23 protein-coding genes, 1 tRNA gene and 5 pseudogenes are annotated in these 23,716 nt (G+C 62.4%); 12 read left to right on the top strand and 17 right to left on the bottom strand.

All coding sequences use genetic code 11. From position 1 onward, the window contains the following. The first annotated feature begins 346 nt into the window (after positions 1 to 346). The 3 genes and pseudogenes from O159_RS06055 to O159_RS06065 form a co-directional block, all read left to right on the top strand. On the top strand, positions 347 to 1,939 hold the full coding sequence (locus O159_RS06055) for a hypothetical protein (protein WP_021754867.1): 1,593 nt from the start codon (positions 347 to 349) through the stop codon (positions 1,937 to 1,939). A 393-nt stretch (positions 1,940 to 2,332) separates the two neighbouring features. Further along, positions 2,333 to 2,935, top strand: a complete 603-nt coding sequence (locus O159_RS06060) for an SGNH/GDSL hydrolase family protein (protein ID WP_021754868.1) — start codon at positions 2,333 to 2,335, stop codon at positions 2,933 to 2,935. 163 nt (positions 2,936 to 3,098) lie between these two features. Next, positions 3,099 to 3,476: pseudogene (locus O159_RS06065) on the top strand (IS3 family transposase); the annotation flags it as partial. Positions 3,477 to 3,917: 441 nt separating this feature from the next. Here the strand turns inward: O159_RS06065 and O159_RS06070 are convergent. After that, on the bottom strand, positions 3,918 to 4,340 hold the full coding sequence (locus O159_RS06070) for an Hsp20/alpha crystallin family protein (protein WP_021754870.1): 423 nt from the start codon (positions 4,338 to 4,340) through the stop codon (positions 3,918 to 3,920). Positions 4,341 to 4,691: 351 nt separating this feature from the next. Between O159_RS06070 and O159_RS13940 the strand changes: the two are divergent. Further along, positions 4,692 to 4,907 (top strand): annotated as a pseudogene (locus O159_RS13940) (transposase); the annotation flags it as partial. 172 nt (positions 4,908 to 5,079) lie between these two features. Here O159_RS13940 and O159_RS06075 read toward each other — a convergent pair. Next, positions 5,080 to 5,568: a PIN domain-containing protein gene (locus O159_RS06075; RefSeq protein WP_021754872.1), complete on the bottom strand. Its 489-nt coding sequence runs from the start codon at positions 5,566 to 5,568 to the stop codon at positions 5,080 to 5,082. After that, positions 5,561 to 5,830: a hypothetical protein gene (locus O159_RS06080; RefSeq protein WP_021754873.1), complete on the bottom strand. Its 270-nt coding sequence runs from the start codon at positions 5,828 to 5,830 to the stop codon at positions 5,561 to 5,563. The genes O159_RS06075 and O159_RS06080 overlap by 8 nt, the downstream gene beginning before the upstream one ends. A gap of 387 nt (positions 5,831 to 6,217) precedes the next feature. Between O159_RS06080 and O159_RS06085 the strand changes: the two genes are divergently transcribed. Further along, on the top strand, positions 6,218 to 7,807 hold the full coding sequence (locus O159_RS06085) for an amidase domain-containing protein (protein WP_081689832.1): 1,590 nt from the start codon (positions 6,218 to 6,220) through the stop codon (positions 7,805 to 7,807). A gap of 456 nt (positions 7,808 to 8,263) precedes the next feature. Here O159_RS06085 and O159_RS06090 read toward each other — a convergent pair whose 3' ends face one another. The 4 genes from O159_RS06090 to O159_RS06105 form a co-directional block, all read right to left on the bottom strand. After that, a complete protein-coding gene (locus O159_RS06090; RefSeq protein WP_021754876.1) occupies positions 8,264 to 8,542 on the bottom strand; it encodes a type II toxin-antitoxin system RelE family toxin in 279 nt (92 codons plus the stop codon). Then, positions 8,539 to 8,808 (bottom strand): type II toxin-antitoxin system Phd/YefM family antitoxin, encoded by a 270-nt coding sequence (locus tag O159_RS06095; RefSeq protein ID WP_021754877.1) that lies wholly within the window; start codon positions 8,806 to 8,808, stop codon positions 8,539 to 8,541. Before O159_RS06095 ends, O159_RS06090 begins: the two co-directional genes overlap by 4 nt. 142 nt (positions 8,809 to 8,950) lie before the next feature. Next, positions 8,951 to 9,526, bottom strand: coding sequence for an RES domain-containing protein (locus tag O159_RS13225; protein ID WP_021754878.1), 576 nt, complete (start codon positions 9,524 to 9,526; stop codon positions 8,951 to 8,953). 2 nt (positions 9,527 to 9,528) lie between these two features. Further along, the gene (locus tag O159_RS06105) at positions 9,529 to 9,882 is read right to left on the bottom strand and encodes an antitoxin Xre/MbcA/ParS toxin-binding domain-containing protein (protein ID WP_021754879.1); all 354 of its coding nucleotides are present in this window, start codon (positions 9,880 to 9,882) and stop codon (positions 9,529 to 9,531) included. 134 nt (positions 9,883 to 10,016) lie between these two features. Here O159_RS06105 and O159_RS06110 point away from each other — a divergent pair, with 134 nt between their 5' ends. The 3 genes from O159_RS06110 to O159_RS06120 all read left to right on the top strand — a co-directional run bounded on the left by O159_RS06110 (position 10,017) and on the right by O159_RS06120 (position 11,845). Beyond that, on the top strand, positions 10,017 to 10,700 hold the full coding sequence (locus O159_RS06110) for an N-6 DNA methylase (RefSeq protein ID WP_081689834.1): 684 nt from the start codon (positions 10,017 to 10,019) through the stop codon (positions 10,698 to 10,700). Continuing rightward, on the top strand, positions 10,697 to 11,269 hold the full coding sequence (locus tag O159_RS06115) for a hypothetical protein (protein WP_021754881.1): 573 nt from the start codon (positions 10,697 to 10,699) through the stop codon (positions 11,267 to 11,269). The genes O159_RS06110 and O159_RS06115 overlap by 4 nt, the downstream gene beginning before the upstream one ends. A 147-nt stretch (positions 11,270 to 11,416) precedes the next feature. After that, positions 11,417 to 11,845 (top strand): restriction endonuclease subunit S, encoded by a 429-nt coding sequence (locus O159_RS06120; protein WP_021754882.1) that lies wholly within the window; start codon positions 11,417 to 11,419, stop codon positions 11,843 to 11,845. A gap of 95 nt (positions 11,846 to 11,940) precedes the next feature. On the opposite strand, the pseudogene O159_RS13950 reads toward O159_RS06120, so the two are convergent. Both O159_RS13950 and O159_RS06130 read right to left on the bottom strand, forming a co-directional pair. After that, positions 11,941 to 12,800 (bottom strand): annotated as a pseudogene (locus tag O159_RS13950) (IS5 family transposase). Beyond that, entirely contained in the window at positions 12,784 to 13,512 is a 729-nt protein-coding gene (locus O159_RS06130) for a hypothetical protein (RefSeq protein WP_021754883.1), read from the bottom strand. Before O159_RS06130 ends, O159_RS13950 begins: the two are co-directional and overlap by 17 nt. Before the next feature lie 211 nt (positions 13,513 to 13,723). Between O159_RS06130 and O159_RS06135 the strand changes: the two genes are divergently transcribed. Both O159_RS06135 and O159_RS06140 read left to right on the top strand, forming a co-directional pair. Next, entirely contained in the window at positions 13,724 to 13,969 is a 246-nt protein-coding gene (locus tag O159_RS06135; protein WP_021754884.1) for a PLDc N-terminal domain-containing protein, read from the top strand. Between the two features lie 392 nt (positions 13,970 to 14,361). After that, positions 14,362 to 15,843 (top strand): hypothetical protein, encoded by a 1,482-nt coding sequence (locus tag O159_RS06140; RefSeq protein ID WP_144267579.1) that lies wholly within the window; start codon positions 14,362 to 14,364, stop codon positions 15,841 to 15,843. A gap of 115 nt (positions 15,844 to 15,958) precedes the next feature. Here the strand turns inward: O159_RS06140 and O159_RS06145 are convergent, their stop codons facing one another. The 7 genes and pseudogenes from O159_RS06145 to O159_RS06165 all read right to left on the bottom strand — a co-directional run bounded on the left by O159_RS06145 (position 15,959) and on the right by O159_RS06165 (position 20,040). Then, positions 15,959 to 16,627: a PIN domain-containing protein gene (locus O159_RS06145; protein WP_081689835.1), complete on the bottom strand. Its 669-nt coding sequence runs from the start codon at positions 16,625 to 16,627 to the stop codon at positions 15,959 to 15,961. A gap of 3 nt (positions 16,628 to 16,630) precedes the next feature. After that, positions 16,631 to 17,215: a helix-turn-helix domain-containing protein gene (locus O159_RS06150; protein ID WP_021754887.1), complete on the bottom strand. Its 585-nt coding sequence runs from the start codon at positions 17,213 to 17,215 to the stop codon at positions 16,631 to 16,633. 62 nt (positions 17,216 to 17,277) lie between these two features. Beyond that, positions 17,278 to 17,442: a hypothetical protein gene (locus tag O159_RS14995; protein WP_169725668.1), complete on the bottom strand. Its 165-nt coding sequence runs from the start codon at positions 17,440 to 17,442 to the stop codon at positions 17,278 to 17,280. Positions 17,443 to 17,524: 82 nt separating this feature from the next. Continuing rightward, positions 17,525 to 18,178 (bottom strand): annotated as a pseudogene (locus tag O159_RS13230) (transposase); the annotation flags it as partial. A gap of 109 nt (positions 18,179 to 18,287) precedes the next feature. Further along, positions 18,288 to 18,785: an amidase domain-containing protein gene (locus O159_RS06160; RefSeq protein ID WP_169725669.1), complete on the bottom strand. Its 498-nt coding sequence runs from the start codon at positions 18,783 to 18,785 to the stop codon at positions 18,288 to 18,290. Next, positions 18,713 to 19,213 carry an IPT/TIG domain-containing protein gene (locus O159_RS16790; RefSeq protein ID WP_081689836.1) on the bottom strand — a complete coding sequence of 167 codons (501 nt, stop codon included), beginning with the start codon at positions 19,211 to 19,213 and terminating at the stop codon, positions 18,713 to 18,715. Before O159_RS16790 ends, O159_RS06160 begins: the two co-directional genes overlap by 73 nt. 407 nt (positions 19,214 to 19,620) lie before the next feature. Further along, on the bottom strand, positions 19,621 to 20,040 hold the full coding sequence (locus tag O159_RS06165) for a VOC family protein (RefSeq protein WP_021754890.1): 420 nt from the start codon (positions 20,038 to 20,040) through the stop codon (positions 19,621 to 19,623). 163 nt (positions 20,041 to 20,203) lie between these two features. Between O159_RS06165 and O159_RS06170 the strand changes: the two genes are divergently transcribed. Then, positions 20,204 to 20,276 (top strand) — tRNA-Val (locus tag O159_RS06170). Positions 20,277 to 20,293: 17 nt separating this feature from the next. Here the strand turns inward: O159_RS06170 and O159_RS13235 are convergent. After that, a pseudogene (locus O159_RS13235) lies at positions 20,294 to 20,768 on the bottom strand (peroxiredoxin). 211 nt (positions 20,769 to 20,979) lie between these two features. Here O159_RS13235 and aceE point away from each other — a divergent pair. Beyond that, positions 20,980 to 23,706, top strand: coding sequence for a pyruvate dehydrogenase (acetyl-transferring), homodimeric type (aceE, locus tag O159_RS06180; protein WP_021754892.1), 2,727 nt, complete (start codon positions 20,980 to 20,982; stop codon positions 23,704 to 23,706). Positions 23,707 to 23,716 lie beyond the last annotated feature (10 nt).

Consider the following 23,716-nt stretch of genomic DNA (forward strand, 5'->3'; position numbering starts at 1 on the left):
GCCTACACGAAGGCTCTGGGCGAGCAGATCCAGGCTGTCGCCGATCGGTTCGCCGCGGACTTCGTCCCGGGAAGCGCGGCGTTCGAGCACATCCGGTCGATGTTCGATGCGTCCGTGGCCTCGCCCGCGGTGCAGTCTGCCGAATCGCTGATGAATCAGTACTCCCGCTACCAGAACGCACCGATCGTCTATCCCGATCGAAACGACCTGGCATTCCGGAACCAGCTCCAGCAGGAGAAGCTCGCCGCCTACCGAGGGGAGTTCACCCGGATCGGGGCATCGGTCGATGTCGTCGTCCCCCGTGACGATGCGGAGAAAAGATCCGCGGCGAAGCATCTCCGGGGCGATGACGATCACGGCTCCCGGCGGGGCCACGATCGAGAGCGTCCGAACCACTCTGCAGAAACAACCGGCGATCGCCGTCTCGTCCGACAGGAAGACAGCGACAGTGGGGGCGAGCGCCGAGCCGACGGCTTTCGGGGGATCGGGCGCGGGTGTGCTGGTCCGTTTCAAGAGCCCTCGTGCCGCTGTTCGCGGGTCCACGATCGGCGGCGGGAGCTTCATTATCCAGAGCGCTGGCGCGGTCGCGGCCCGCGGCGGCATCGACATCGTCGTGCGGGACACGATCCCGGCTGCACACGGCGTCACCGAGCCCGGAAGCGTCACCGAGGAGGTGTCTCTCTACGGTCCTCGTGCGACCGCTTCCGGAACGATGACAGTCACCGCCCCGACCGGCACCCGCATCGACTCCGTCCGCGTGAGCGACCGCACGGCCGCACGCCTCAGCGCCGACCGGCGCTCGGCGACGATCGACGGTGCGTTCGGTGGCGGCAAAGCAAGCGTCATGGCCCGGTTCCGCGTGGACGACTCCTCGAAACGGGATGCGCTCCTCGCGGATGGGCGCGTCGTCATCGCCGCCGGGGGAGTTCCTCTCGCGTCCGGCCAGATCATCGTCAGCACTTACCCGGTGACCGTCTCGCAGCAGTCCATCCCCTCGCTCCGCATCGGCCAGACTGGATCGGCGACGATCCGGATCGAGAACCATGCGCAGTCCTGGGCCTTCGGTATCGATTTCGAGATCACGGCCCCGTCGAACACGGTCTTCGCGAGCCCGGACCTCGCCTGGCGGCACAGAGACAACCCCGGCGGCACGAACACCGGAAAGCTGTCGGCAGACAAGCGGACGCTGACATACTCCAGCTCCGGGTTCGCGGTCGGCGCCCGCAACTGGGTCGACCTCACAACGACGCTCACAGCGCAGAGCAGCGGTGACGGTCTGGTCGCGGACGGGGCCTTCCGCATCGCGCCCGGCAGGATCGTGCCGGACGGAGGGACCACGGCTCTGGCGTACAAAGCTGTCATCGCGGAGCTGCCGCACGCCCGGGGACAAGTGGGACCCGGCGGGACCTTCTCGTCCGTCGTCTACGATGCCGCGACCGCAGTGACCGGGACGATGACCCTCGATGCGCCCCGCGGCATGACCTTCAGGAGCGTGCAGGCGGGCTATGCGACCGTCGCCTACAGCGACGACCGTCGGCAGGCGACCCTCTCGCGCAACACTTTCGGCGGACGCGGATACCGTTTGTCGATCACCGTGGCCCTCGACGCCAACGCACGTCCGACCCGCACTTACAGCGGTCAGCTGACCATCACCGACCGCGGCGCGACGGTCGCGGTCGGCACGTTCGATGTCCTCACGACCATCGAGGGATGCCTCGACCAGGGCACCTACTGGGTGCCTCTCGGTCTGTTCACGACATTCCGCGTGGCCCATGTCCGAAACTCCTGCCGTGCCGACATTGCTGTCAGGGTGCCGTTCAGCGGCGGACCGGACAGCGGCTGGAAGATCATCGGGCACAGACAGGAGACCGAGTTCTGGTCGACGCCCTGGGCGGCGCCACAGGACCTCATCGTCGGAACGATCAGGCCGAACCCGTGAGGTGTCCCGGACCCTGCCATCGGAGTCTGCGCGACGAGGACGCGGCGCTGCCTGGGGCGATCGCAACGACGGCTTTGATGAGGGCGCCGCTCCGGGGCGCAGCGACGGTTTTCCGGACCCGGCGTTGTAGGGCGGGGATCGGTCGCGATGGCGGGCTCACAGGCAGTGGCATTCCTCGCATCCGGCCTCTTGCGTTGGCTGTGACCAGGGGAGTATTTTGCGGCGCATGTTATCAAAACAATCTACCAAGTGTCTCATCGGCGCCGTTTTCGGTGTCTCTCTTGTCGTCGGAGGAGCAGTTCCGGGCGCAAGCGCCGCCCGTCTGGGGCCTGGATGCCGGGTACTTCGTCACCGATGTCAGATGTCAGCTGCAGGGGCGCGACCGCCAACGATATGATCGTCGGCCAAGTGGTCGAGGCGAGTGATGGGACGAAGACCCGCCTCGCTCCCCAGATCGACGCGTTGAACAGTTCAACGGATGTGGTTCTCGTCTCCGCGGGAGGAAACGACCTGGGCTTCGCCGCGATCCTGTTCAAATGTCTCGCTCTCGCCGCCCAGGGCCCGGTCCCCTCCGGCTCCGCGACATGTTCTCAAGACTTCGTCAAGGATGGCAGCGACCAGCTGGCCTCTCAGCTCACTGAGACGGTGAAGCCCGCTTTGGACGCCCTGTACGAGCAGATCAGCGAGCGTGCGCCGCACGCGAAGAAGTTCGCCTTCACCTACCCGCATCTGCTGCCGGACCCGGCTACCACCCCCAAGGAAGGCTGCTTCCGGTTCACGACGAAGGATGGCTCCGTCGTTGTTCCTTTCACAGATGTGGATGTCGCATATCTCCATCAGATCCAGGAACAACTCAATGCTCTGATTCGCGATGAATCGGTGAAATATGGTTTCACAGTGGCGGATGCCAGCGCTCGGAGCGAGGCACGCACGGCGTGCAGCATTGCTGCGACACTGGGTGAACGGATTCGACGCTCTGGGCGCGATCGACCGTGACGGCGAGGCCTTCCACCCGACGAGTCTGGGGATTTCGCACTACGTCAATGTCTTCAAATACGTGACGGCAAGAAAATAGCTTCCTGAGGAGGGAGGGGGTGGCGATTCTCGGGTTCTAGCGGTCGTTGCAACACCTGGGTTTTTGGGAGTTGCAACGGCCGTGTCCCACCTGGTCGTGAACGCGATCGATAACGCTGCCGCTCTGCGCGGGAACGTCGCCGGTTGCATCATGCGCTCAGACCGCGGATCGCAATTTCGCTCCCGCAAAGCAATTCGCGCTCTCGCTCGCCATCACATGGTCGGATCGATGGGCAGAGTCGGCGCTACGGGCGACAACGCCGCTATGGAGTCGTTCTTCTCACTCCTGCAGAAGAACGTCCTCAACCGGTGCTCCTGGACCACACGCGACGAACTTCGTATCGCGATCGTGACCTGGATAGAGCGGACCTACCACCGCCGACGCCGGCAAGACCGTCTCGGCCGATTGACCCCGATCGAGTTCAAGACCATGATGACCAAGACCCTGGCCCTCACGGCCTGACTAACCCCTGCTACCTAACCGTGCAGCAAACCCCATCCCCCGGTGGGTGGAAACACTGGATGCTGTGGCAGCACTGGGACAACACGAGCCCCTACGTGGGGCCGGGCACCCTCCTGCCCGGGGACCAAGACTTCTTTCACGGCACCAGGCTGGCGCTCAAGCGATTCTCCAATAACGTTCATCGCTGACCTTGCTGTGGCGGAGGAGTTCGGGGAACGGGCACATAGGGATGGCCTGCACACCTTCGGGTGTGCAGGCCATCCCTAGCGCTTCATGCCGCTTGTGCGGGTGGGCCTCCGTGGCGATTGAAAGGCCACCCGGACAAGGACGGATGAGTGGGTTCCCTGGGCCCGAATCGGAGCGGGATTCGCGGCAGTCGGATCCTCAAGTGATCCGGCACCCGGCTGGTCTTGCGGTGAGGGTCCGGGCTGATGATCGTGGTCATGCGCCGACCTCCTTCCGCCCTCGCGCCGAGCCGATCTGGATCTTCCGCGGCTTGGCACGCTCAGCCATCGGCACGATGACCGAGAGAACACCGTGCTCATAATTCGCCGTGATCTTCTCCACATCAACCCCATCACCGAGAGTGAACTGGCGCATGTACGAGCCGTACGGTCGCTCGTGCGCAAGCCACTTGACGTTCTCACTCGACGGCGCGAGACGCTCCGCCCGAATCGTGAGCAACTGACCATCAACATCAAGGTCAACGGAATCAGGATCGATACCGGGAAGATCAGCACTGAGAACGTACTGGTCACCTTCGCGGAAGAGGTCGACCGGCATCACCCGGGGCGACCGAGCCGTGTCGAACACGCTGGACGCGAAGCGGTCGAGCTGGCTCAGAACATCGAACGAATTTGACATGATCTATCTCCTTTCGCGATGCGAACGAAGGGTCACGCGGGGGCCGCCTGACCCGAACACCATATTAGCACTCACCCAAGGAGAATGCTAATAGGGAACAACTTCTTATCCGGTCACCACGAACTGGAAGCAGGTCCTCGTCGACTGACCCCGAGCAGGACAATTCAGAGGCTGACGCCCATTCAGATCAAGAGCACCTGGGGTGGTGTCCCGGTGCGGGATTACAGGTAGTACCAGGTGACCCTCGCCGTGATTCCCCGAACCCGTACTACGATTCGGCCGTGATGGTGATGACCGGGTTTCCCTGCTGTTTGCCGGCGACGTAGAAACACTTGATGTACGCGAAGCCGTCTCGTCTGCGACGGCCTGAAAGGGCTACCGGCGTCGGTGGGGAACGTGTGGCCGGAAACGATCGTGCAGACCTGCATCATCCACCTGCGCTGCGGCCGCTTCAACTACGTTGCCCGGCAAGACTGGGACGCCCTCAAACGTGATTTGCGGCCGATCTATCAGGCAGTGAACGCTGTCGCGGCCGCCGAGGCCCTGGACCAGCTCGAGGAGACGTGGTGATTTGCCTTGGGTTTCATTCTGTTCTTTTCTTTTGGTTCAGGCCAGACCCTCACCCACCGTTATCACGGAAGTCCCAATGAGCGCGACGAGCTCCCGCTGACCCCGGTGCCCGCTATGAGCTACCATGGCCCTATCGGCGACCAGACGCCTGCTGAGGATTAGCGAGCAGTCACCGGCCGCGGCGGGTCTGCACCGTGCATTGCACAAAGTCGCGCGGCCGCATGATCGCGATCCTGTTGTGCCACGGGCTCAATGACGTCAGATCGGTGTCGTTGCTCACGACGATCGTCGCGTCGACGTCGACCGCGAGATCCAGGATGAGGTTGTCTTCGTGGTCGGATACGTCGAAGACCTTGCGCGGTGGATCCACGATCGCTCCGCCCGAGGTCTCGACGACGTCGACGAGCGTCGCGAGGTACCGCTTGATCAGATCGGGGGAGAGGCCCAGCTCGGCGAGCACCCTGGTTGTGTTCTCGAGGATGTGGGGCGAGAGGTATAGCTGGAAGTCGTCCGTGTCGAACGCGATCGACAAGCAGTCAGCATCTGGATTGCTGGATGCCGACGGAACCTGCGCGATGTAGGGGAACTCGGAATCGTCAGTGACGAGGACGTTCACCAGCACGTTGACGTCATAGACGACCGGAGCCTGTTCAGGCACTGTGAGCCGGACGAGAGTCGGCCAGAACGCGCTTCACCAGCGCATCCACCTCGTCACGAGAAACCACGCGGCCACCAAGCTCCTCGCGCGCCTCAGCCTGCAGCCTACTCATCCGCTCCGCGAACAGCTCGTGCCGCATCCGCTGCATTGCCACACGCAGAAACTCTGAGCGATTGCCGTGACCGAAGTGATCGACGAGCTCCTTGAGCCCCGCCTCGTCTTCCTCCGCCACTGCGAATCCGACCGTTTTAGCCGTCATCACGCTTCCCTCCACCGTATGTAATGCGCATGCAATTCTAGCAGATCGCGCCCGCGGGTACTGTCCGTTTAACGGTGTGTGGGGGCTGGCGGTTTCATCAGTGAGTGGTTCTCTCGAACCGGCCCGCGAAAGTGATCGCGAACGCGTTGAGGGCGGGCTTCCACCTGATCACCCAGCGTGCCTTGCCGCCGCCGGTGGGGCCGATTGACCCCGATCGAGTTCGAGACCATCATGACCAAGACCGTCGCCCTCACGGCCTGACTACCCACTGTCACCTATCCGTGCAGCAGACCCGGTAACCAGACACACCCTTCAACGCATACTTGTATTGTTTGGGGTGTTCTCGTCCTTTTTTTGGGGGGTGGGAAGCGAATGAAATAAGGAGTTGTTATGAAATCATTTGTTGCTGCTGGGCTTGTGGTGCTGCTCGGTACGGGGGTGGTTCTTGGAGCCGCGGCGCCGAGTATGGCGGCCACGACTAGTCCCGTTGATCCTGTCGTGACTGCTCTTTCGAAGGCGGTCGGGGATGTGATGGGTGGTGAGCAGATCACGATCAGCGGTGAGAACCTGCAGAACGCCACTCAGGTTTGCTTTGGTCTGGGCTGTGTTCCGGTCACCTCGGCCACGTCCACCACCGTAGAGGTGACAACACCTGCGCATTATGGGTATCAAGGCGGTCAAGCACAGGCGGTTGTCCCCGACTATCAGGAAGACACCGTCACTGTCACCGTGAAACTGAGTGATGAGGAAAAAGCCAGCGCGCCACAGCCGTACCGATATGAAGCGCTCACTCGCACTGGACGGGAAATGTCCTACGTGCTGGCGCACTGGGACAAGTATGACAATGCCCGCTACGCTGATTTCAACCCGGTCGGTGGGGACTGCGCAAATTTCGCCTCCGCGGGACTGGCTGAGTGGTTCGGACGGGACCGAACCCGCATGGACTGGTACAACCAGTACGGCAGCTGGCAAGCGTCACGCCCGAATATCAACCTCTGGACAGACCCCTACGGCTACACAAACCCTGACGACAAGTGGGTCACCCCGTCCTGGGCATACGTGCCGTCCTTCTCCAACTGGCTGAACGACCAGAAGGAGCAGTTCGGAATCACCCGCACCGACCTGAGCAATCACCCCGCCACCTGGTCGAACGTCAGAGTCGGCGACATCGTCACCATGACCTGGAACGACAGCAGTCTGAAAGCCAACGCCGAGGGCGGCCAGGGGCTCAAGCCCAGGACCATACCCCTCACCGCCACGGGGGTAGGCACCGATCTGGGTGGGGATCACTCCATGATTGTCAGCCACATCACCACGGTCAACGGTCAGCTTGATGTCCAGCTCGCCGGGCACAACAACGACCGCAACTACCTTTCCCTCACCGCTATTTACAATAACGACCCGAAGATGACGGGTAGCATCTGGCATCTTCCTAAGAACACACTCACGAATCAGCCCCGAATCGTTTCGGTGGCCCGAGGGTCTGACGGGACGATCACGATCACGGGCTGGTCGTCACCCGGCGCTCGCATGAAGACGACGAATGATCCGGACTACGGATGGTTCGACCCGGAAGGCGGGATCACATACGCCGCCGCGGATGGCTCCTTCACCGTTGTCACAAAGCGGACCGTCAACGGTGCGGCTGTGGTCAAGTCTTTTGACCCGAATACAGGGCAAGCGATCAGCGAATCCGACCTTCCCATCATCCCTCAGACGCATGTGGACTCCGCTGTGCGGGGAACCGACGGAACGATCACGATCACAGGCTGGGCTCTGCCCGGCGCTCGCATGAAGACGACGAACGATCCGCACCAGGGATGGTTCGACCCGGAAGGCGGGAAGACGTACGCCAACGCGGACGGCTCCTTCACCGTTGTCACAAAACGGACCATCAACCGGCAGACTGCGGTCAAGTCCTACGACCCGAACACGGGCCAAGCGATCAGCGATTCCAACTACATTCCCGTAACCTCCTAAATGGCTGAAGAAGTGAAAGGGGCGCGAAGAAGGAACTGGTGACCTCCGCTTTAACGACGAATGCTCCCCTCACCCGACTCAAAAGCCGAGATGAGGGGAGCATCCACGCGGAGCTGTGGTCAGCCACTCCTCGATGTCGACACGTCCACACCGATGGGGGAGGCCATCGTCGGCATCATGGCCGTTCTCGCCACCGGAAGCCGACGCCTTGCTCGCGCATCTGCCGCGCCAGGTTCCGCAAATCGTGTTCCAGGTCCTCGAGCTCTCGCCGACGCCGCGCGGATCCGGCATAGCGCAACACTCGCTCCAACCCCGTCGGCGGAGGCACGGTCAACTGCATGTGTGCCTTCAGAGCGGACAGGTATGCGTTCGCAAGCTCAATCCGATCAGACTGCGCGCTGCTCGATGTCGACATGTCGTTGAGCCTACGGGCGTGAGCGCGCGCTGCAGGGCCGGTCAGAAGGGTCGGTATGCATCCGCTCGATGCGCGATGCGCATCACCTGCACCACACGCTTGTCCTCATCGATGCGAACCAGCACACGGTAGGCGATCCCGACGTAACCAGACCGCATGCTATCCAGCTCAGCACCCAGAGGCTTGGTCACCCGCATCGGATTCTCGGTCAGCGGACCATCCAAGAACCGCAAAACAGCATCCGCCATCTTCTCCGGCAGTCGGCTCAGCGCGCGCATCGCCGAGCCCGAGACCTCAATGCGATAACTCTGGTCGCTCACCGATTCGCCAGCTGCGCGCGAACCTCATCCAACGACAACATCCGACCCGCAGCGACATCCTCCTCCGCCTCGGCCATCTCCGCAGCATGAGCTGGATCCGACAACCAAGCCAACATCTCCTGCAGCGAGTCGAGATCCTCAGGTGAAATCAGCACCGCGGCCGGCTTCCCGTGCCGCGTAATCACCACCGCATCATGCGTGGCCTCAACACCCTCGACCAGATTCGAGAGCTTGTCCTTCGCTTCACTCACCGACATTGTCTGCATGCTACGATCATGCCATACTTTCGGGTCATTTATTAGCCAGAAAAGTAGCCGATAATCTACCTTATGTCAGTTTGATAACCGGCTAAAAGGAAACCCGGATCACGCGTATTTCTGTTCCGGTGTCGGTACGACGCTGTCGACATCAGGAAGCATCGCCGTCGCGGACCGCGCGTAGGTGACGCTGTTGCCGCGGGTCGGATGGGAGCGACGCCCAGAGCGTCTGGGCGGTCGGAACTGGCCTCTCGTCGATACTCAGACGCTCTGTGAAAAGTGCCAGAGTCGCTCCGGCGCCTTCGGCCGCGGGAGCGAGGATTCCGTGTCGGTTTAATTGGTGGGCAGCTGCCGCGACCGCTTGGCACGCGTCGTATTCGCCGACTGTTGAGTGGAGGTCGGCTGTTGTCAGCCCCACGGTCGCCGCTGTCTTGTCATCAGTGAGGTCGAGCACCCGAGTGACCTTCACCGGCACCGTGTAGAGGATCCTCGGTCGGATGTTCGCCGCCGGGATGCCTTGGTCTTCGACAAGGTGCCGGTAGGCCTCGATCACGGTGCCGCTCTCCGGCCGCGCGAGGTAGATCACCCGGAAGTTCGCTCCCCAGCGGTCGTCCGTGCCGCCGGTGAACGCGTCACGGTTGGGCGCGGCGTGTCGGTAGAACGCGTCGCGGATCTCGACAGTCTTCGCCGAGGCCACGCGTTCCAGTACCGATCGCAGCGAGTCCATTGCTACCTCTTCGGACCACCGGCGAGATTTTCGACCAGCGAGAGGACGTCATGGAAGTGACCGGACTGGAGGGCGTCGAGTGGCCGCTGATGCTGCAGGGCCCGCTGAGGTCGGTGGAGCCAGATCTCGATGCCTTCCCGGTCGAAGACATCTGCCAGTTCGGTCACCACATATTGCAGCTCGAGCAGTCGGTCGCGTTGGCGGCCGTCCGGGTTCGCCGTGCCGGCGGCCCAGTTTTGTACCGCACGGAGCTTCACCCCCGTCACGTCGGCGATCTCCGCCAGCGTCAATGCCTGCCGGGTGTCTTCGACCATCTGTCGATACACCGGTGAGGTTGGAGCCGCGAGGTTGCTCATCAGGGGTCCCTTCTCACTCCAGCGCCATCGGCGCCGGTTGAACCCATCATACTCACCAGCGTTCGCTGATGCATATCGAAATGCATGCTAGAGTGCGTACCTATAGACCTGCCGCGTAGCCTGGAGGGTGACTGATGGCTCTGCTTATCCGCGCTAGTCGCAACGACCACACCGTTGTGGAGCATTTCCTCACGCCCTCAACAGCAGGGGCGTTCGCGACGAGACGCACGATGATCGACGCGGTCGTTGCCGATGCGGTCGTTGCCGTGCAGCGACCTCAGCTTCGGCGGATCACAACCGACGCCGGCACACCCTATCTGATCGATCCGCTCACGCCCCTCCTACAGTCTCTTCAGGGCGACACCGACAGCTGGGCGAGGCTGCCCTTTGCCCGGCCGGAGCCGGTGACCGTCGATCAACTGATGCCTCCGGACTTGTTCTTCGGCACCACCATCGCGACCTGCATCATCGTGCTGAAGAAGTCGAAGAAGACGAACGACGTGCTCTTCATCGACGCGTCCGCCGAGTTCACCCGCGTCGGGAACAAGAACAAGCTGACGCCCGAGAACCAGCAGAAGATCCTCGACGCGTTCGAGAACCGCACGGATGCCGACCACTTCGCCCATGCCGTGTCGAGCACCGAGATCGCGGAGAACGGTTACAACATCTCCGTGTCCTCCTATGTCGAGCAGGAAGACACCCGCGAGACGGTGGACATCACCGCGCTGAACGCCGAGATCACCCGCATCGTTGCCCAACAGGCCGAACTGCGCACTGCCATCGATGAGATTGTCGAAGATCTGGAGCGCACGTCATGAGCGACGACGGCAGCTCTCCGTTTCACGTTGTCTGGGACCCGACGCCCGACGCCTTTGGCGTCCCGCAGACGATCTTCGGCCGGCGCGATGAAGAGTTCTACGGCGCGATCGGGCGCATCGCGGGCTTGTCGGCCTTGATCGAGTATCAGGCCCTCACGATCTACCAGACCATGAAAAACGCGGCTCAGACAACGGATACGCAACTGTCGGCGAGCCAGCTGCTAGAGAAGGCATTCAAAGAGTTCAAAGAGTTGGCGCCCGTAGGCGACGATGCAGACAGACACGTCCTGTTCCAGTACTACAGCGACGTCAAAACCATTCTCCGCGCGCGCAACGACTACATCCATAACCTCTGGCCAGCTCAGCCCGGAGAGGCGTTGTTCGGATGGCGACCGAACCCCGACAAGACGAACCGCGCGGACCAGCCGACCACCACCACCCAGACCAGCATGGATGAGCTCAGAGCGTTCATCCTGCAACTTGTAGAGCTCGTCAGGCGGCGCGACACCACTTACGTCGCGGCGTGCGCCCTGCAAGACGTCAGGATCAGAGGCGGAGTCACTTCATGAGCCGGATCGATCAGCTGATCGCGGAACTCGCTCCTAACGGAGTCCAGTTCGCGACGCTTGGCGACGTCGGACAATTCATCCGCGGTAATGGGTTGCAGAAATCCGATCTTACGGAGCAAGGCACTCCAGCCTATTCACTATGGTCAGGTGCACACCTATTACGGCATCTGGACGACCACCACAAAGTCGTTTACAAACCCTTCACTGGCAGCAAAGATACGGCGAGCGGCACCTGGGGATCTGATCGTCGCCACGACGAGTGAGGATGACGCGGCCCTCGCAAAAGCCACGGCGTGGCTTGGTGACTGCGACGTTGCCGTGAGCGGCGACGCGTACATCTATCGCCACACGCTCGATCCTCGGTACGTTGCCTACTTCTTCCAGTCTGAGCAGTTCCAGGATCAGAAGGTTCGACACATTACTGGTACGAAGGTCCGCCGCATCTCAGGTGAATCGCTCGGGAAGATCCGAATCCCCGTCCCGCCTCTCGCTGTTCAGCGTGAGATCGCGAGAATCTTGGATCAGTTCACTCAGCTGGAGGCTCGTCGGCAGCAGTATGCCTTCTATCGGAACTAGCTTCTGACCTTCTCCGAAGCCGGGGTACGGAGGGTTTCGATGGGTGAAGCTGGTGCATTCTTCGGCGGGCTCACTGGCAAGGCTTAGAGATGGTTTCAGTAGTCGTTTTTGGTGAGTTTGCGGGCGCTGGTGATCGCGATTGCTAGAGCGACGAGCGCCGTGATCGTTGAGGCGGTGCGGTCGTAGCGAGTGGCGAGTTTCCGGAAGGCGAGGATCCAGGCCATGGTGCGTTCGACTACCCAACAGTGTTTACCCAGTCACTGTTTGGAGTCGACTCCGATTCGTGCGATGCGTGCCTTGATCCCACGACAACGCAGGTAACAGCGGACGCGGCGGTTGTCGTAAGCCTTATCGGCGTGGAAGATAACCGGGCGGCGTCTGGGCCGACCGCGGCCGACGCCCTTGATCGCGGTGATGTTGTCTAACACAGGTTCCACGAGCATGGAGTCGTGTCGGTTGGCGCCGGAGATCTCCACATGCAGCGGGAGTCCGTTGCGGTCGGTCAGGACATGGTACTTGGTGCCCCGTTTCCCACGATCCGTGGGGTTAGGTCCAGTGAGATCGCCCCCCCTTTTCGCCCGGACACTTACGGAGTCCAGGCAGGTTCTTGACCAGTCGATCATGCCAGCCTGGCCGAGTTCGTCGAGCATGATCTTCCGCAGTGCATCCCACGCGCCCGCTTCGGACCATTCACGCAGACGCCGCCAACAAGTGACCCCGGACCCATACCCCAACTCGGGCGGGAGCTTCTCCACGGGATCCCCGTCAGCAGCACGAACACGATCCCAGCGAACACCTTCCGGTCAGGAACCCGAGGCTGCCCAGCCCGCCCATTGACCACAGGCGGCCGAGGCGGAATCAACGGCTCCAGCCGCTCCCACAACATATCCGTAATGAACCGATCCTCAGCAAGCGTCGACACTCGACCAGCATCCCCGCTAACCAGCCACAACAACCACCGCCACGCCGACTACTGAAACCACCTCTAAGCCGACGGTCGCGCCGGCGCCGGAGATGGTGCCGTTAGTATGGACGGTCGCGGTCATCGACCAGGACGTGGTGATCCACGCGGGCTGGTTGACGTTCCAGCCACAATAGAGGTTGCGGGAGGTGGTCGAACCGGTGTCGTTCTTGCTGACGTTGCTGATGGTCCAGCCGGTCACGACGTAGTTCGTGAAGCAGGTCTGCGAGCCGTTATAGCCTGAGTATCTCTGGGTGACCCAGACCCGGGATCCGTTGTAATAGAACGTGCCTTTCTGCGTCTGCGTGTATGCGACGCCGGTCACGAACTGCGACCAGTGGTTCGACGAGACCGCGCGTGCGGCGGTCGGCGAAGCTGTGGCCAGGATCTCCGACTTCTGGGCCGCCGACAGACCGGGATCGGCGAGGACCTGCGCGCGCGTCGAGGTCTGCGGCGTCCCAAGGCTTACCCCCGTCTTGAACGTGCAGTCGGCGAGAGCCTTTCCGGCGGCCACACAGTTCGGGTCGACGATGGAGTTCGTGCTCGACTGGCCGGCACTGATCGTGGCGAGCCCGGCCGTGTCCGTGGCCGCCGCCTGTGCGGGCATCGCCGCCCCGACAACGAAGAGTACAGCGCTTGCAGCGGCCGCGATCGCCCCCAGGAGCGAGCGGGTCCTGAGTGGCGAGTGGGTCCTGAGTGATTTCATCCCCTGTTTCCTTCCCCGAACATGATTGGAATCGAGACTCCAGAAGGGAGGTCTCTATAAGAAGATGTCCGGCACAACCTGTCCGGTTCCCACCAATTATTCGGCGCGCCAAAGCTCTAGGTGAAGTCGTTTTTCCCGTGCTATCGTCGCCGGGCATAGGCCATCGCGAACGGCGGATAGCCGCTCGTACGAGACATGAAGGAGGGATCCCATGAAAACCCCTGACATCCTCGGTTCGGTCCTGATCATCGTCGGGTTCGCTGCGCTGGCGGCCTGGCTGGTCTTCATCGTGATCGCTGCCGTCCAGATCATCCGTTCCTCGGAGATGGGTTACTGGACCAAGCTCATCTGGGTCGCAGCGCTCGTGATCTTCCCCCTGCTCGGCGTTATCGCCTGGTACGCGTTCGGCGACCGGACTCGGCGGATCCAGAATACGGTCACTGCCCACCTTCGCTGAGTCGCTCAGCCCTTCGTGTTACCCTCTGTCCGTTCAGACAGGGGTCTCGCGGGTGGACGACGAACGAGCTGATGCCGCCCTCTGGTTGGAAGCGACCACTGGCACCGAGCGTTCATTCGACGTCTTGTTCGACCGCTACCGGACCAGGCCGATTCAACTACAACCTGCCACCTACCCGTACAGCAGACCCAGGCGTGGATCCCCCCGAGGTCGCTCATCCTTGAGTTCCTTCCCATGTAGTAGGTTCGGGACCGGAGTCTAGCCGCGCTTAGCCAAGACGGGCGCCAGGGCAGTTGCGTCACGATGCGGATCGAAACGAACGTGGAACTTTGGATATGAAGAGTAGATCAAGCGCACTGTATGAACTGGCGGGGCTGTTATTCATAGTATTGGTGTCGATCACTGTGACTGCTCACGTTGCGCAGTCCGGTGGCCGAGGGGAAATGATGTTCCTCGATGGCGATTCGATGATTGTCCCCATGTTCACGCAGTCGCTTCTCCATGGGACTGCCACAGATTGGGCAATGTCGACGACCTTCTTCATTCCTGAGATAGGACTGTACCTGCTCTTGTCCTTACTGGGGATGGATTTGATTCAACTTCAATTCCTCGCTGGCGTTCTGAATCTTGTGATGCTTTACGTGTCGTTGCGCCTTGTCGCACGATGGACTGTTACGGGAAATAGGCGGAGTCTCGTAGGGGCAATTGCTCCATTCTTGGCCTATTGTGTCCTGATTTTGTGGGAGGGAGCTGGGGATCGGAACAGTCTTGAACTTGCTTCCCTTCTCGCTCTTACGAGTTACTATTCCGGTACAGTGTTTGCCGCTATTCTTACCGTTGGGCTCGCGCAGAAGCTATTCGACTCGCCCTTGATGCGAAAGCGGGACCTTGGACTGCTTGTCGCTATTGCGCTGGTCTCAACCTTGTCAAATCCGATCTACGTCGCGTGGGTCACATTGCCACTTGCGATAGTTGTTGGCATTGTTACGCTCGGCCGGTCACGCATCAGGCGTGGGGGGGTCGTTCTCGGTGGGCTGATCGTGGTGACAGCTGTAGGCTATCTCGCTCGCCTTCCTCTAGGGCATTGGATCGCCGCGGCCGGCGATAGCTACCTCAAACCAACCATGGCCAACGAGTCCCTGAGCTATTATTCGCAACTCTTGGGGCATCGTGCAGCAACCGTGGGGGGTATCAATTCCATCGTATTTGTCGCCGCAATAATGATTCTCGGAATACTGCTTTCTGTCACCGAGTTCCGGCGGGCGACTAGTCGAGCGGATGTGCTAGCGATCTACTCCTGGTTAACTCCACTCATAACCACGTTCGGATTCATTCTACTCGGTAGCGATGCCGCCCGATATTTGCAGCCGTGGGTTTTCGCGCCCGTGCTATCACTAATTGTCTTGGCTGGTCGAATCGAGGCTCCCCGCATAACCCAGAAGCGGTGGACTGTTCTCATTGGTGCGACCGTCGCACTTGTGTCCTCTTTGGTCTTTGCGATCGCATCCTTTCCAATGGCCTCTCGGTCGATCAGGGCTGCCGAAGATTCTCTGGCTTGCACTGTAAATTGGATCAACAAATCGGGAAAGGTTGGAGCTGGTCAATTCTGGAGCATTCGAGCGGTGAAGGCTAATCTAAACGACCCGAGCCAGCTCGTTCAGGTTGACTACAGAATGAACGGATATGCCTGGCTAGTGGATCGAAAGGACTATGAACACTCTGCTGCGTCCTTTTTGCTTACCGATTCGCAAACCTACCCATTCGAGTTGCCCGCGCAGGTTCGCGACCGGGAACCCACTACCGTCGATTGCGGTCGGTTCCAGATCGCAGACTACGGCACGTCGAGGATTCCAATTGGACCAACCTGGCCCTAGAGGCTAGCGACGACGAAGGGACCCAGAGCACGGCTGTCTACTTGCTTCTCGTGAGGTGGCCCCTCCTGTAGCTGGATGCATCGACCCGCTTGCCTCGCGTGGGCCGGGCTTGCAACTAAAGGTCAGATAAGCAAAGAGTCTCTTGTCTCGGGCCTTCACACCCACCACCATCCCGGGCGGCGGGGCGACGCTGCAGGAGGTTCAGATCGCGTCGGGGATGCTCGCCATCGCGTCTTCGAGTTTGTAGCAGGCGGTCAGGGTGTCTTTGAGCTCCGCCACGGTTCTGCCGGGCTGTTCGCGTCGTCCGCTGCGTACAGGAGATCTGCTGCAGTGCGCGCAACGCGGCCGGCGGGTCGAGGGTAACGGTGTCAGCGGTGAACCGTTCCGGACTGATGATCTCGATCCCGGCAGGGATTTGCTTTGCCGGGAAGTCTTTGAAGTTAAAAGTGACGATCGCGCCAGCGCCGCCGAGGACGGCCGCGGCGAGGACATGCTCGTCGTCGGGATCCGGCAACCCGAAGCTACCTTCTAGAGGCTCAAATCCGGTCACGATCGCGTCCGGGAATGCCCGCACCATCTCCACCCTCAGGAAGGACGCTCTCGCAGCGGCATCGACCTCGAGTGCGCCGCGGCGGACGAGTTTTGCCGCCTCGTTGTCTTCCACCTCATCCAAGAGAACATCGCTCCAGAGCGGCCGGTAAAGGCCCTCGATGGCTAGCGAGAGGAGGAAGTCGCGCTGCAGGCTCGGCCACAACACACAAGCATCCAGAACAGCAGCGAACACGCGTCAGCTCGCAGCACTCGCCGAGCGCCGGCGTTCAGCGACACGGTGCCGTGATTCACGCAACTGAGCGAGGACCTCATCCAGGTCTTCGTCATCTTCAACGCTTGTCACGGCGATTGCCTCATACTGCGCCTGACGGCGACGCTCAGCATACTCAAGTACATCGCCCAGAGCAACCCGCCGGTGGGCGGTGCCATTGCGTTCGAACGGGATCTCACCCTTATCGAGTAGCTTGACCAACGTGGGCCGGCTGATACCCAGAAGATCGGCTGCCTGCTGCGTCGTCAGCACCCTCGACTGCGGTTGAATCGTGACCGCCTGCCCCAGACGCATCGCCTCCACCACCCGCTGGAGCACCCGATAGACCGCTGCAGGCACCTCCGTGCGATCATCCAGGTCAGCACCAACCAGGTAGTACCGCGGCCGATCACTCATCTCCCGATCAAACAGCTCATGCAGCCGCTGCAGCTCACCCTCATCACCGGGTAGATATGTCTGACCCATCGTCATCGCGCCCATGATCGCCTCCTTCGAAAGAAGCGAAGCAGCTTTCGTTTCATTCGAATAAAGGTGGAGGCGGACTTGCATCAAACGCTCAATTCCACGCTCAAAACTCCCGCGAAAACAACGCTGATAAAATCTCCCTTATGTCAGTTTGAGGATGGCATGTTCTCATTGGACGCGAATCCGACACCACCATTGCCGCCGACCACCGGGGTCAGCCCAACCTTCCAGCCGAGAAATGCACAACCTTGCACAACGCGGAAGTCCGGCTGGCCGGACTGATCGCCCTGACGCCCGGCGACACGGCTCACCCGTACAATTTCTACGCAAGCGCCACCGCATCGACAAGCACCGAGAATCTGCAATCAGCAGCCGCTGAGCTCAACTCCGCGACCGCTGACATTCGTGCCGCCCAGAAGCGAACTTCGTCTCGGTCGCCACTCGCATCCCAACGTCGTCCGGGAACTGACGGATCAGGGCTCGAGTGATCTGCTCGGGAGACCACCGCAACGCCAGCTTCGACTCAACGAAAGCACGCAACCGCAGCTCTGTCACCAGTCTTCGCGGCTTTGGCCGTGGGCGACGCTTCGCCGAGTAGCGATGTGCTGCGAAGGGGTGATAGATCCCGGTCGAGGACCGGTTCCGGGAGATTTCCCGACTGATCGTGGATGGCGACCGCCGCAGCTGGGCGGCGATGCTCCGCAGTGACAACCCATCGCGGAGGAGATCCCGGATCTGCTCACGTTCCTCCAGCGAAAGGAACCGCGGATCGAGCTTCCTCTCCAGCTGAAAGATCGCCGCCGGCGAGATTGTCTCGGTGCCGTCAAGAAACGTCGTCATACCTGTTTTGTAATCGACGACCCGACCATCTGGGTAATAGCGGCGATGAGCGGTCTTCCGGACACCGTTATCCCAATCCCGTGCCGTGCGGATGTTCACCCCGACGGCAGCCGCTGCTTCGCGACGCGAGATGCCATCGCGTCGCAACTGGAAGTAGCGTTCCTTTCCTGGATGCGGACCAGTCCCGGTTTTCCCCTGGCTGCGCAGGCCGGCCTTCCATACCCACGTCCCGCAGGTCGCCGGGTTGAACCCCAACTCACGCGCCGCGATCGTGATGCTCCCACACGCCTCGAACAACGCGAAGAACGCGTCCTTATCAGCCTGCGTGAAACAGCGTCGATCCCTCGAATAGCTCCTTAAACGGGCCACGGTCGTTACAACTCCCAGAAAGTCCAGGTGTTGCAACGACCGTTAGAACCCAAGTGGTGGTCTTGAGGCCCTCGTCGTTCCAGGTCATTGTGATGACGTCGCCGACCTTGACGTCTGACCAGGTGGCGGGGTCATTCTTCAGATCGGTGCGGGTGATGCCCGTGTCCTTCTGCGTGTTCAGCCAAGTCGAGAAAGCCGGAACGTATGCCCAAGACGGGGTGACCCACTGGTTGGCGGGGTCGAGTTTGCCGTAGGGGTCGTTGTAGGGGTTCGCGCCCGGGTGTTTCGCCACCCAGGCCGCAAAGGAGTTGTACCAGTCCGGGCGGATGCTTTTCGAGCCGAACCATTCGGCCAGTCCTGCGGAGACGAAGTTCATGCAGTCCCCGCCCACCGGGCTGAAGTCGCCGTAGCGGGCGCTGTCGTACTTCTCCCAGTGCGCGAGCACAGAGGACATTTCCCGTCCGGTGGGGTGAGCGCTTCATACCGGTATCGCTGGAGGGCGATGACCGTCTCCCTCTGGCCCCGTTTGAAGGTGACGGTGACGGTGCCTTTCTGGTAGTCCGGGACAACCGCTTGCGCCTGACCGCCTTGATACCCGTAGTGCGGTGGCGTTGTCACTGTCACTTTCTTGGGCGTGGCCGAGGTGACAGGAACGCATCCCTGCCCGAAGCAGACCTCGGTGGCGTTCTGCAGGTGCCTACCCGTGATCGCGATGTGCTCTCCGCCCATTACATCTCCGACCGTTTTGGACAGGCCGGACACGGTGGGATTCGCGCCGGATTCCGTCGGCGCCGCCACGCTTGGCGCGGCGGCGCCGAGGATCGCTCCCGCACTGAGGAGAACCGCGACGCTGGCAGCAACAACCGATCTCATAACCGCTCCTTGTTCGTTTGCTTTCGTCCCAGACCGACGGGGACGATCCAATTAATATTGGTATACGTTGTGAGTGGGCTGGCGGCGGGCTGAAGCTCTTCGCATGCCGTCACCGGGCGTCGCTGGTCGCGACGACACGCTCCGCTCGCACCTGTTCGCTGCTGCTCCCGAGGCGGAAAAACGCAGCAGGACCAGGTTTTCGCCTGCCCCGCATCGACGGGAAAGCCGTACGTCGCCAGCCTGTGCCGCCGAGTGGCGACACGCGGAACTCCGCACCGGGTTCGGCGGTCCTCCCCCGCCGAGCGCGCCCCACCCCATGAGAACGATGGAACGATGCCGAGGGTCCCGTCCGCCTCCGACAGTGCGAGGCGGACCTACGCCGCCTGAGGCGCGAGCGCGAACGTGGCTCAGACCTGCGGCGAACTCGCGATGTTCACCAGCCACTGGATTCCGAACCGGTCGGCGAGCATCCCGAAGCTGTCGCCCCACGGCGCCGTCGAGAGCGGTTCGAACACCGTTCCGCCCTCGGCGAGCTTGGTGTAGTAGCCGGCGAGCTGGTCGTGGTCGTCGCCGCTGAGCGACACCGAGATCTGCGATCCCTCCCTCAGCTCCATGTGCGAGGGGACATCGGCGGCCATGATTGTGAAACCGGCGTCCGTGGTGAGCTGCCCGTGCATGACGAGGTCCGCATCGGCCGGGTCCTGACTCATCCCGACCTCACCGAATGTGCTGGTCTGCAGAGCCCCACCGAAGACGGACTGGTAGAAGTCGAGCGCATCCCGGGCCTGGGCGCGAAAGTTGAGGTAGGGGTTCAGGATGGACGGCATGAGAAGGTCTCCTTCGTCGTTTTCTCGGCCCGCGTGTCCGGTCTCGCCCAGCGTAGCCCCGGAACGGCGACCGCGGGAGAGGCCGGCCGCCGCGCTGGGGCCGGCGGTCGGAGTGCCATCGTCGCTCGCACAGCATCGAGTTCGGTAGGCTGAGCGAGATGACGGGCCTTTAGCTCAGCTGGTAGAGCGCCACGTTTACACCGTGGATGTCGTCGGTTCGAACCCGGCAGGGCCCACTGTGCGCCGCTCGCTGTCAGCCGACGTGCGCGGGCAGGGGGTCCAGGGCCGCGCGGTAGGCCTCGATCGAACGCGCTTGGCCGGGGGCGGTGATGAAGGGAGGAGCGGATGATGCCGCTCTCGTCGATGACGAAGGTCGCGCGGTTCGCGAAGCCTTTCTCCGCCAAGAAGACGCCGTACTCCTTGGCGATGCCGCCGTGTGGCCAGAAGTCGGCGAGGAGGGTGAAGCCGTAGCCTTCGTGCTCCGCCCACGCGCGCAGAGTGAACTTGGAGTCGACCGAGACGGCGAGGAGCTCGACGCGGTGGTCCTCGAAGAGGGCGAGGTTGTCGCGCAGCTCGCACAGCTCTCCGGTGCAGGTTCCTGAGAACGCGAGGGGGAAGAAGACGATCGCGACCGCCTTTCTGCCCCGGAAGTCGCTGAGGCGGACGGCCTGGCCGTGCTGGTTCGGCAGTTCGAAGTCGGGAGCCTGGGTGTCGTTCTCCAGAGCCATATCGTGCAGCTGTCCTTTCAGTCCCGCGGCGTACGGTCTCCTGCGGGAACACGAGCACATAGCATAAACCCCATTCCATGCCCGCCAACACAGCGACGGTCACCGTCCGCTTCGAGATGCGGCTAGGCTGAGCGATGGTGCCCGATTTGTCGCAATCCGACAGAGGATGCGCGCCTTCCACGATCCATCCGACACAAGAAAGAGGTCGAGGGTGACTGTAAACGACCAGGACCCGTACTCGATGAATAACATCGATTCGGACCCGGAGGAGACCGCCGAATGGCGCGAATCCCTCGATGCACTGGTTGCGGCACACGGCCATGAGCGGGCTCGCGAGATCATGCTCAGCCTGCTGAAACGCTCGAAGGAACTGCACCTCGGCGTGCCGATGGTGCCGACCACCGACTACATCAACACCATCTCCCCGGAGAACGAGCCGGACTTCCCCGGCGACGAGGAGATCGAGCGCCGGTATCGGGCCTGGATGCGCTGGAACGCGGCGGTCCTCGTTCACCGTGCGCAGCGCCCCGGCATCGCCGTCGGCGGCCACATCTCCACTTACGCGTCGAGCGCGGCGCTGTACGAAGTGGGCTTCAACCATTTCTTCCGCGGCCAGGACCACCTGGGCGGCGGCGACCAGATCTTCATCCAGGGCCACGCCTCCCCCGGCGCCTACGCCCGGGCGTTCCTCGAGGGCCGGCTCAGCGCCGACCAGCTCGACGGCTTCCGGCAGGAGAAGTCCCACGCCGGCGGCGGCCTCTCCTCGTACCCGCACCCGCGGCTCATGCCGGAGTTCTGGCAGTTCCCGACCGTGTCGATGGGCCTCGGGCCGATCAACGCGATCTACCAGGCGCAGCTCAACAAGTACCTCACCAACCGCGGCATCAAGGACGCCTCCGACCAGCATGTCTGGGCGTTCCTCGGCGACGGCGAGATGGACGAGGTGGAGTCGCGCGGACAGCTGCAGGTGGCGGCGAACGAGAAGCTCGACAATCTGACTTTCGTCATCAACGCCAACCTCCAGCGCCTCGACGGCCCGGTGCGCGGCAACGGCAAGATCATCCAGGAGCTGGAGAGCTACTTCCGCGGCGCGGGCTGGAACGTCATCAAGGTCATCTGGGGCCGCGAGTGGGACGACCTGCTCGCCCGCGACGCCGATGGCGCGCTGGTGAACCTCATGAACCAGACGCCGGACGGCGACTACCAGACCTACAAGACCGAGAACGGCGCGTACGTGCGCGAGAACTTCTTCGGTCGTGATCCGCGCACCCTCAAGCTCGTCGAGGACTACACCGACGACCAGGTGTGGGGCCTCAAGCGCGGCGGCCACGACTACCGCAAGGTCTACGCGGCCTTCAAAGCGGCCGTCGAGCACAAGGGCCAGCCCACCGTCATCATCGCGAAGACCATCAAGGGCTACGGCCTCGGTCCGAGCTTCGAGGGCCGCAACGCGACCCACCAGATGAAGAAGATGACGCTGGACAACCTGAAGACGTTCCGCGACGCCATGCGCATCCCGATCTCGGACGCGCAGCTCGAGGAGAACCCGTACCTGCCGCCGTACTACAACCCGGGACCGCAGGACGAGGCCATCCAGTACCTGCACGACCGCCGTCGCGCGCTGGGCGGCTACCTGCCCGAGCGCCGCACGAAGTACACGCAGCTGAACCTACCGGAAGACTCCGCCTACGCGATCGCCAAGAAGGGCTCCGGCACACAGGAGATCGCCACGACAATGGCGTTCGTCCGCCTGCTCAAGGACCTGCTGCGCTCGAAGGACTTCGGCCACCGCATCGTCCCGATCATCCCGGACGAGGCCCGCACCTTCGGCATGGACGCGTTCTTCCCGAATGCGAAGATCTACAACCCGAACGGCCAGCACTACACCTCGGTCGACCGCGAGCTGCTGCTGGCGTACAAGGAGAGCCCGCAGGGCCAGATCCTCCACGTCGGCATCAACGAGGCCGGTGCGCTGGCCGCGTTCACCAACGTGGGAACGTCGTACTCGACGCAGGGCGAGCCGCTCATCCCGGTCTACGTCTTCTACTCGATGTTCGGGTTCCAGCGCACGGGCGACGCGATCTGGGCGGCGGGCGACCAGATGGCGCGCGGCTTCATGATCGGCGCGACCGCCGGCCGCACCACGCTGACCGGCGAGGGTCTGCAGCACGCCGACGGCCACTCCCTCGTGCTCTCGAACACGAACCCCGCCGTCGTCTCCTACGATCCCGCTTACGGCTATGAGATCGGCCACATCGTCCGCTCGGGCCTCGAACGGATGTACGGCGAGTCCCACCCCGAACCGAACATCATGTACTACCTGACGGTCTACAACGAGCCGATCGTCCAGCCCGCCGAGCCGGAGAACGTCGATGTGGACGGCATCGTCCGCGGCATCCACAAGCTCAGCGACGGCGAGGGCGGCGGCCCCAAGGCCCAGCTGCTCGCATCGGGCGTCTCGGTGCCGTGGGCTCTGGAGGCCCAGCACCTGCTTCAGCAGGACTGGGGTGTGTCCGCCGATGTGTGGAGCGTTACGTCGTGGGGCGAACTGCGCCGCGACGGTCTCAAAGCGGAGGAGCACAACTTCCTCCACCCGCAGCAGGAGAAGCAGGTGCCTTACCTCACCCGCAAGCTTGAGGGCGCCGAGGGCCCGTTCGTCGCGGTCACCGACTATATGCACGCTGTCCCCGACCAGATCCGCCCGTTCATCCCCGGCGAGTACGCGACGCTGGGAGCCGACGGCTTCGGCTTCTCGGACACCCGCGCCGCCGCCCGCCGGTTCTTCAAGATCGACGGCCCCTCGCTCGTCGTCCGCACTCTGGAGCTGCTCGCGGCCCAGGGGAAGGTGGACCCGAACGCGCCGGCCTGGGCGATCGAGAAATACCTCCTGCACGATGTGAACGCGGGCACCACCGGCACCGCGGGCGGCGACGCCTGACTCCGGGCCC

This window comes from Leifsonia xyli subsp. cynodontis DSM 46306 (assembly GCF_000470775.1).
Taxonomy (GTDB): domain Bacteria; phylum Actinomycetota; class Actinomycetes; order Actinomycetales; family Microbacteriaceae; genus Leifsonia; species Leifsonia cynodontis.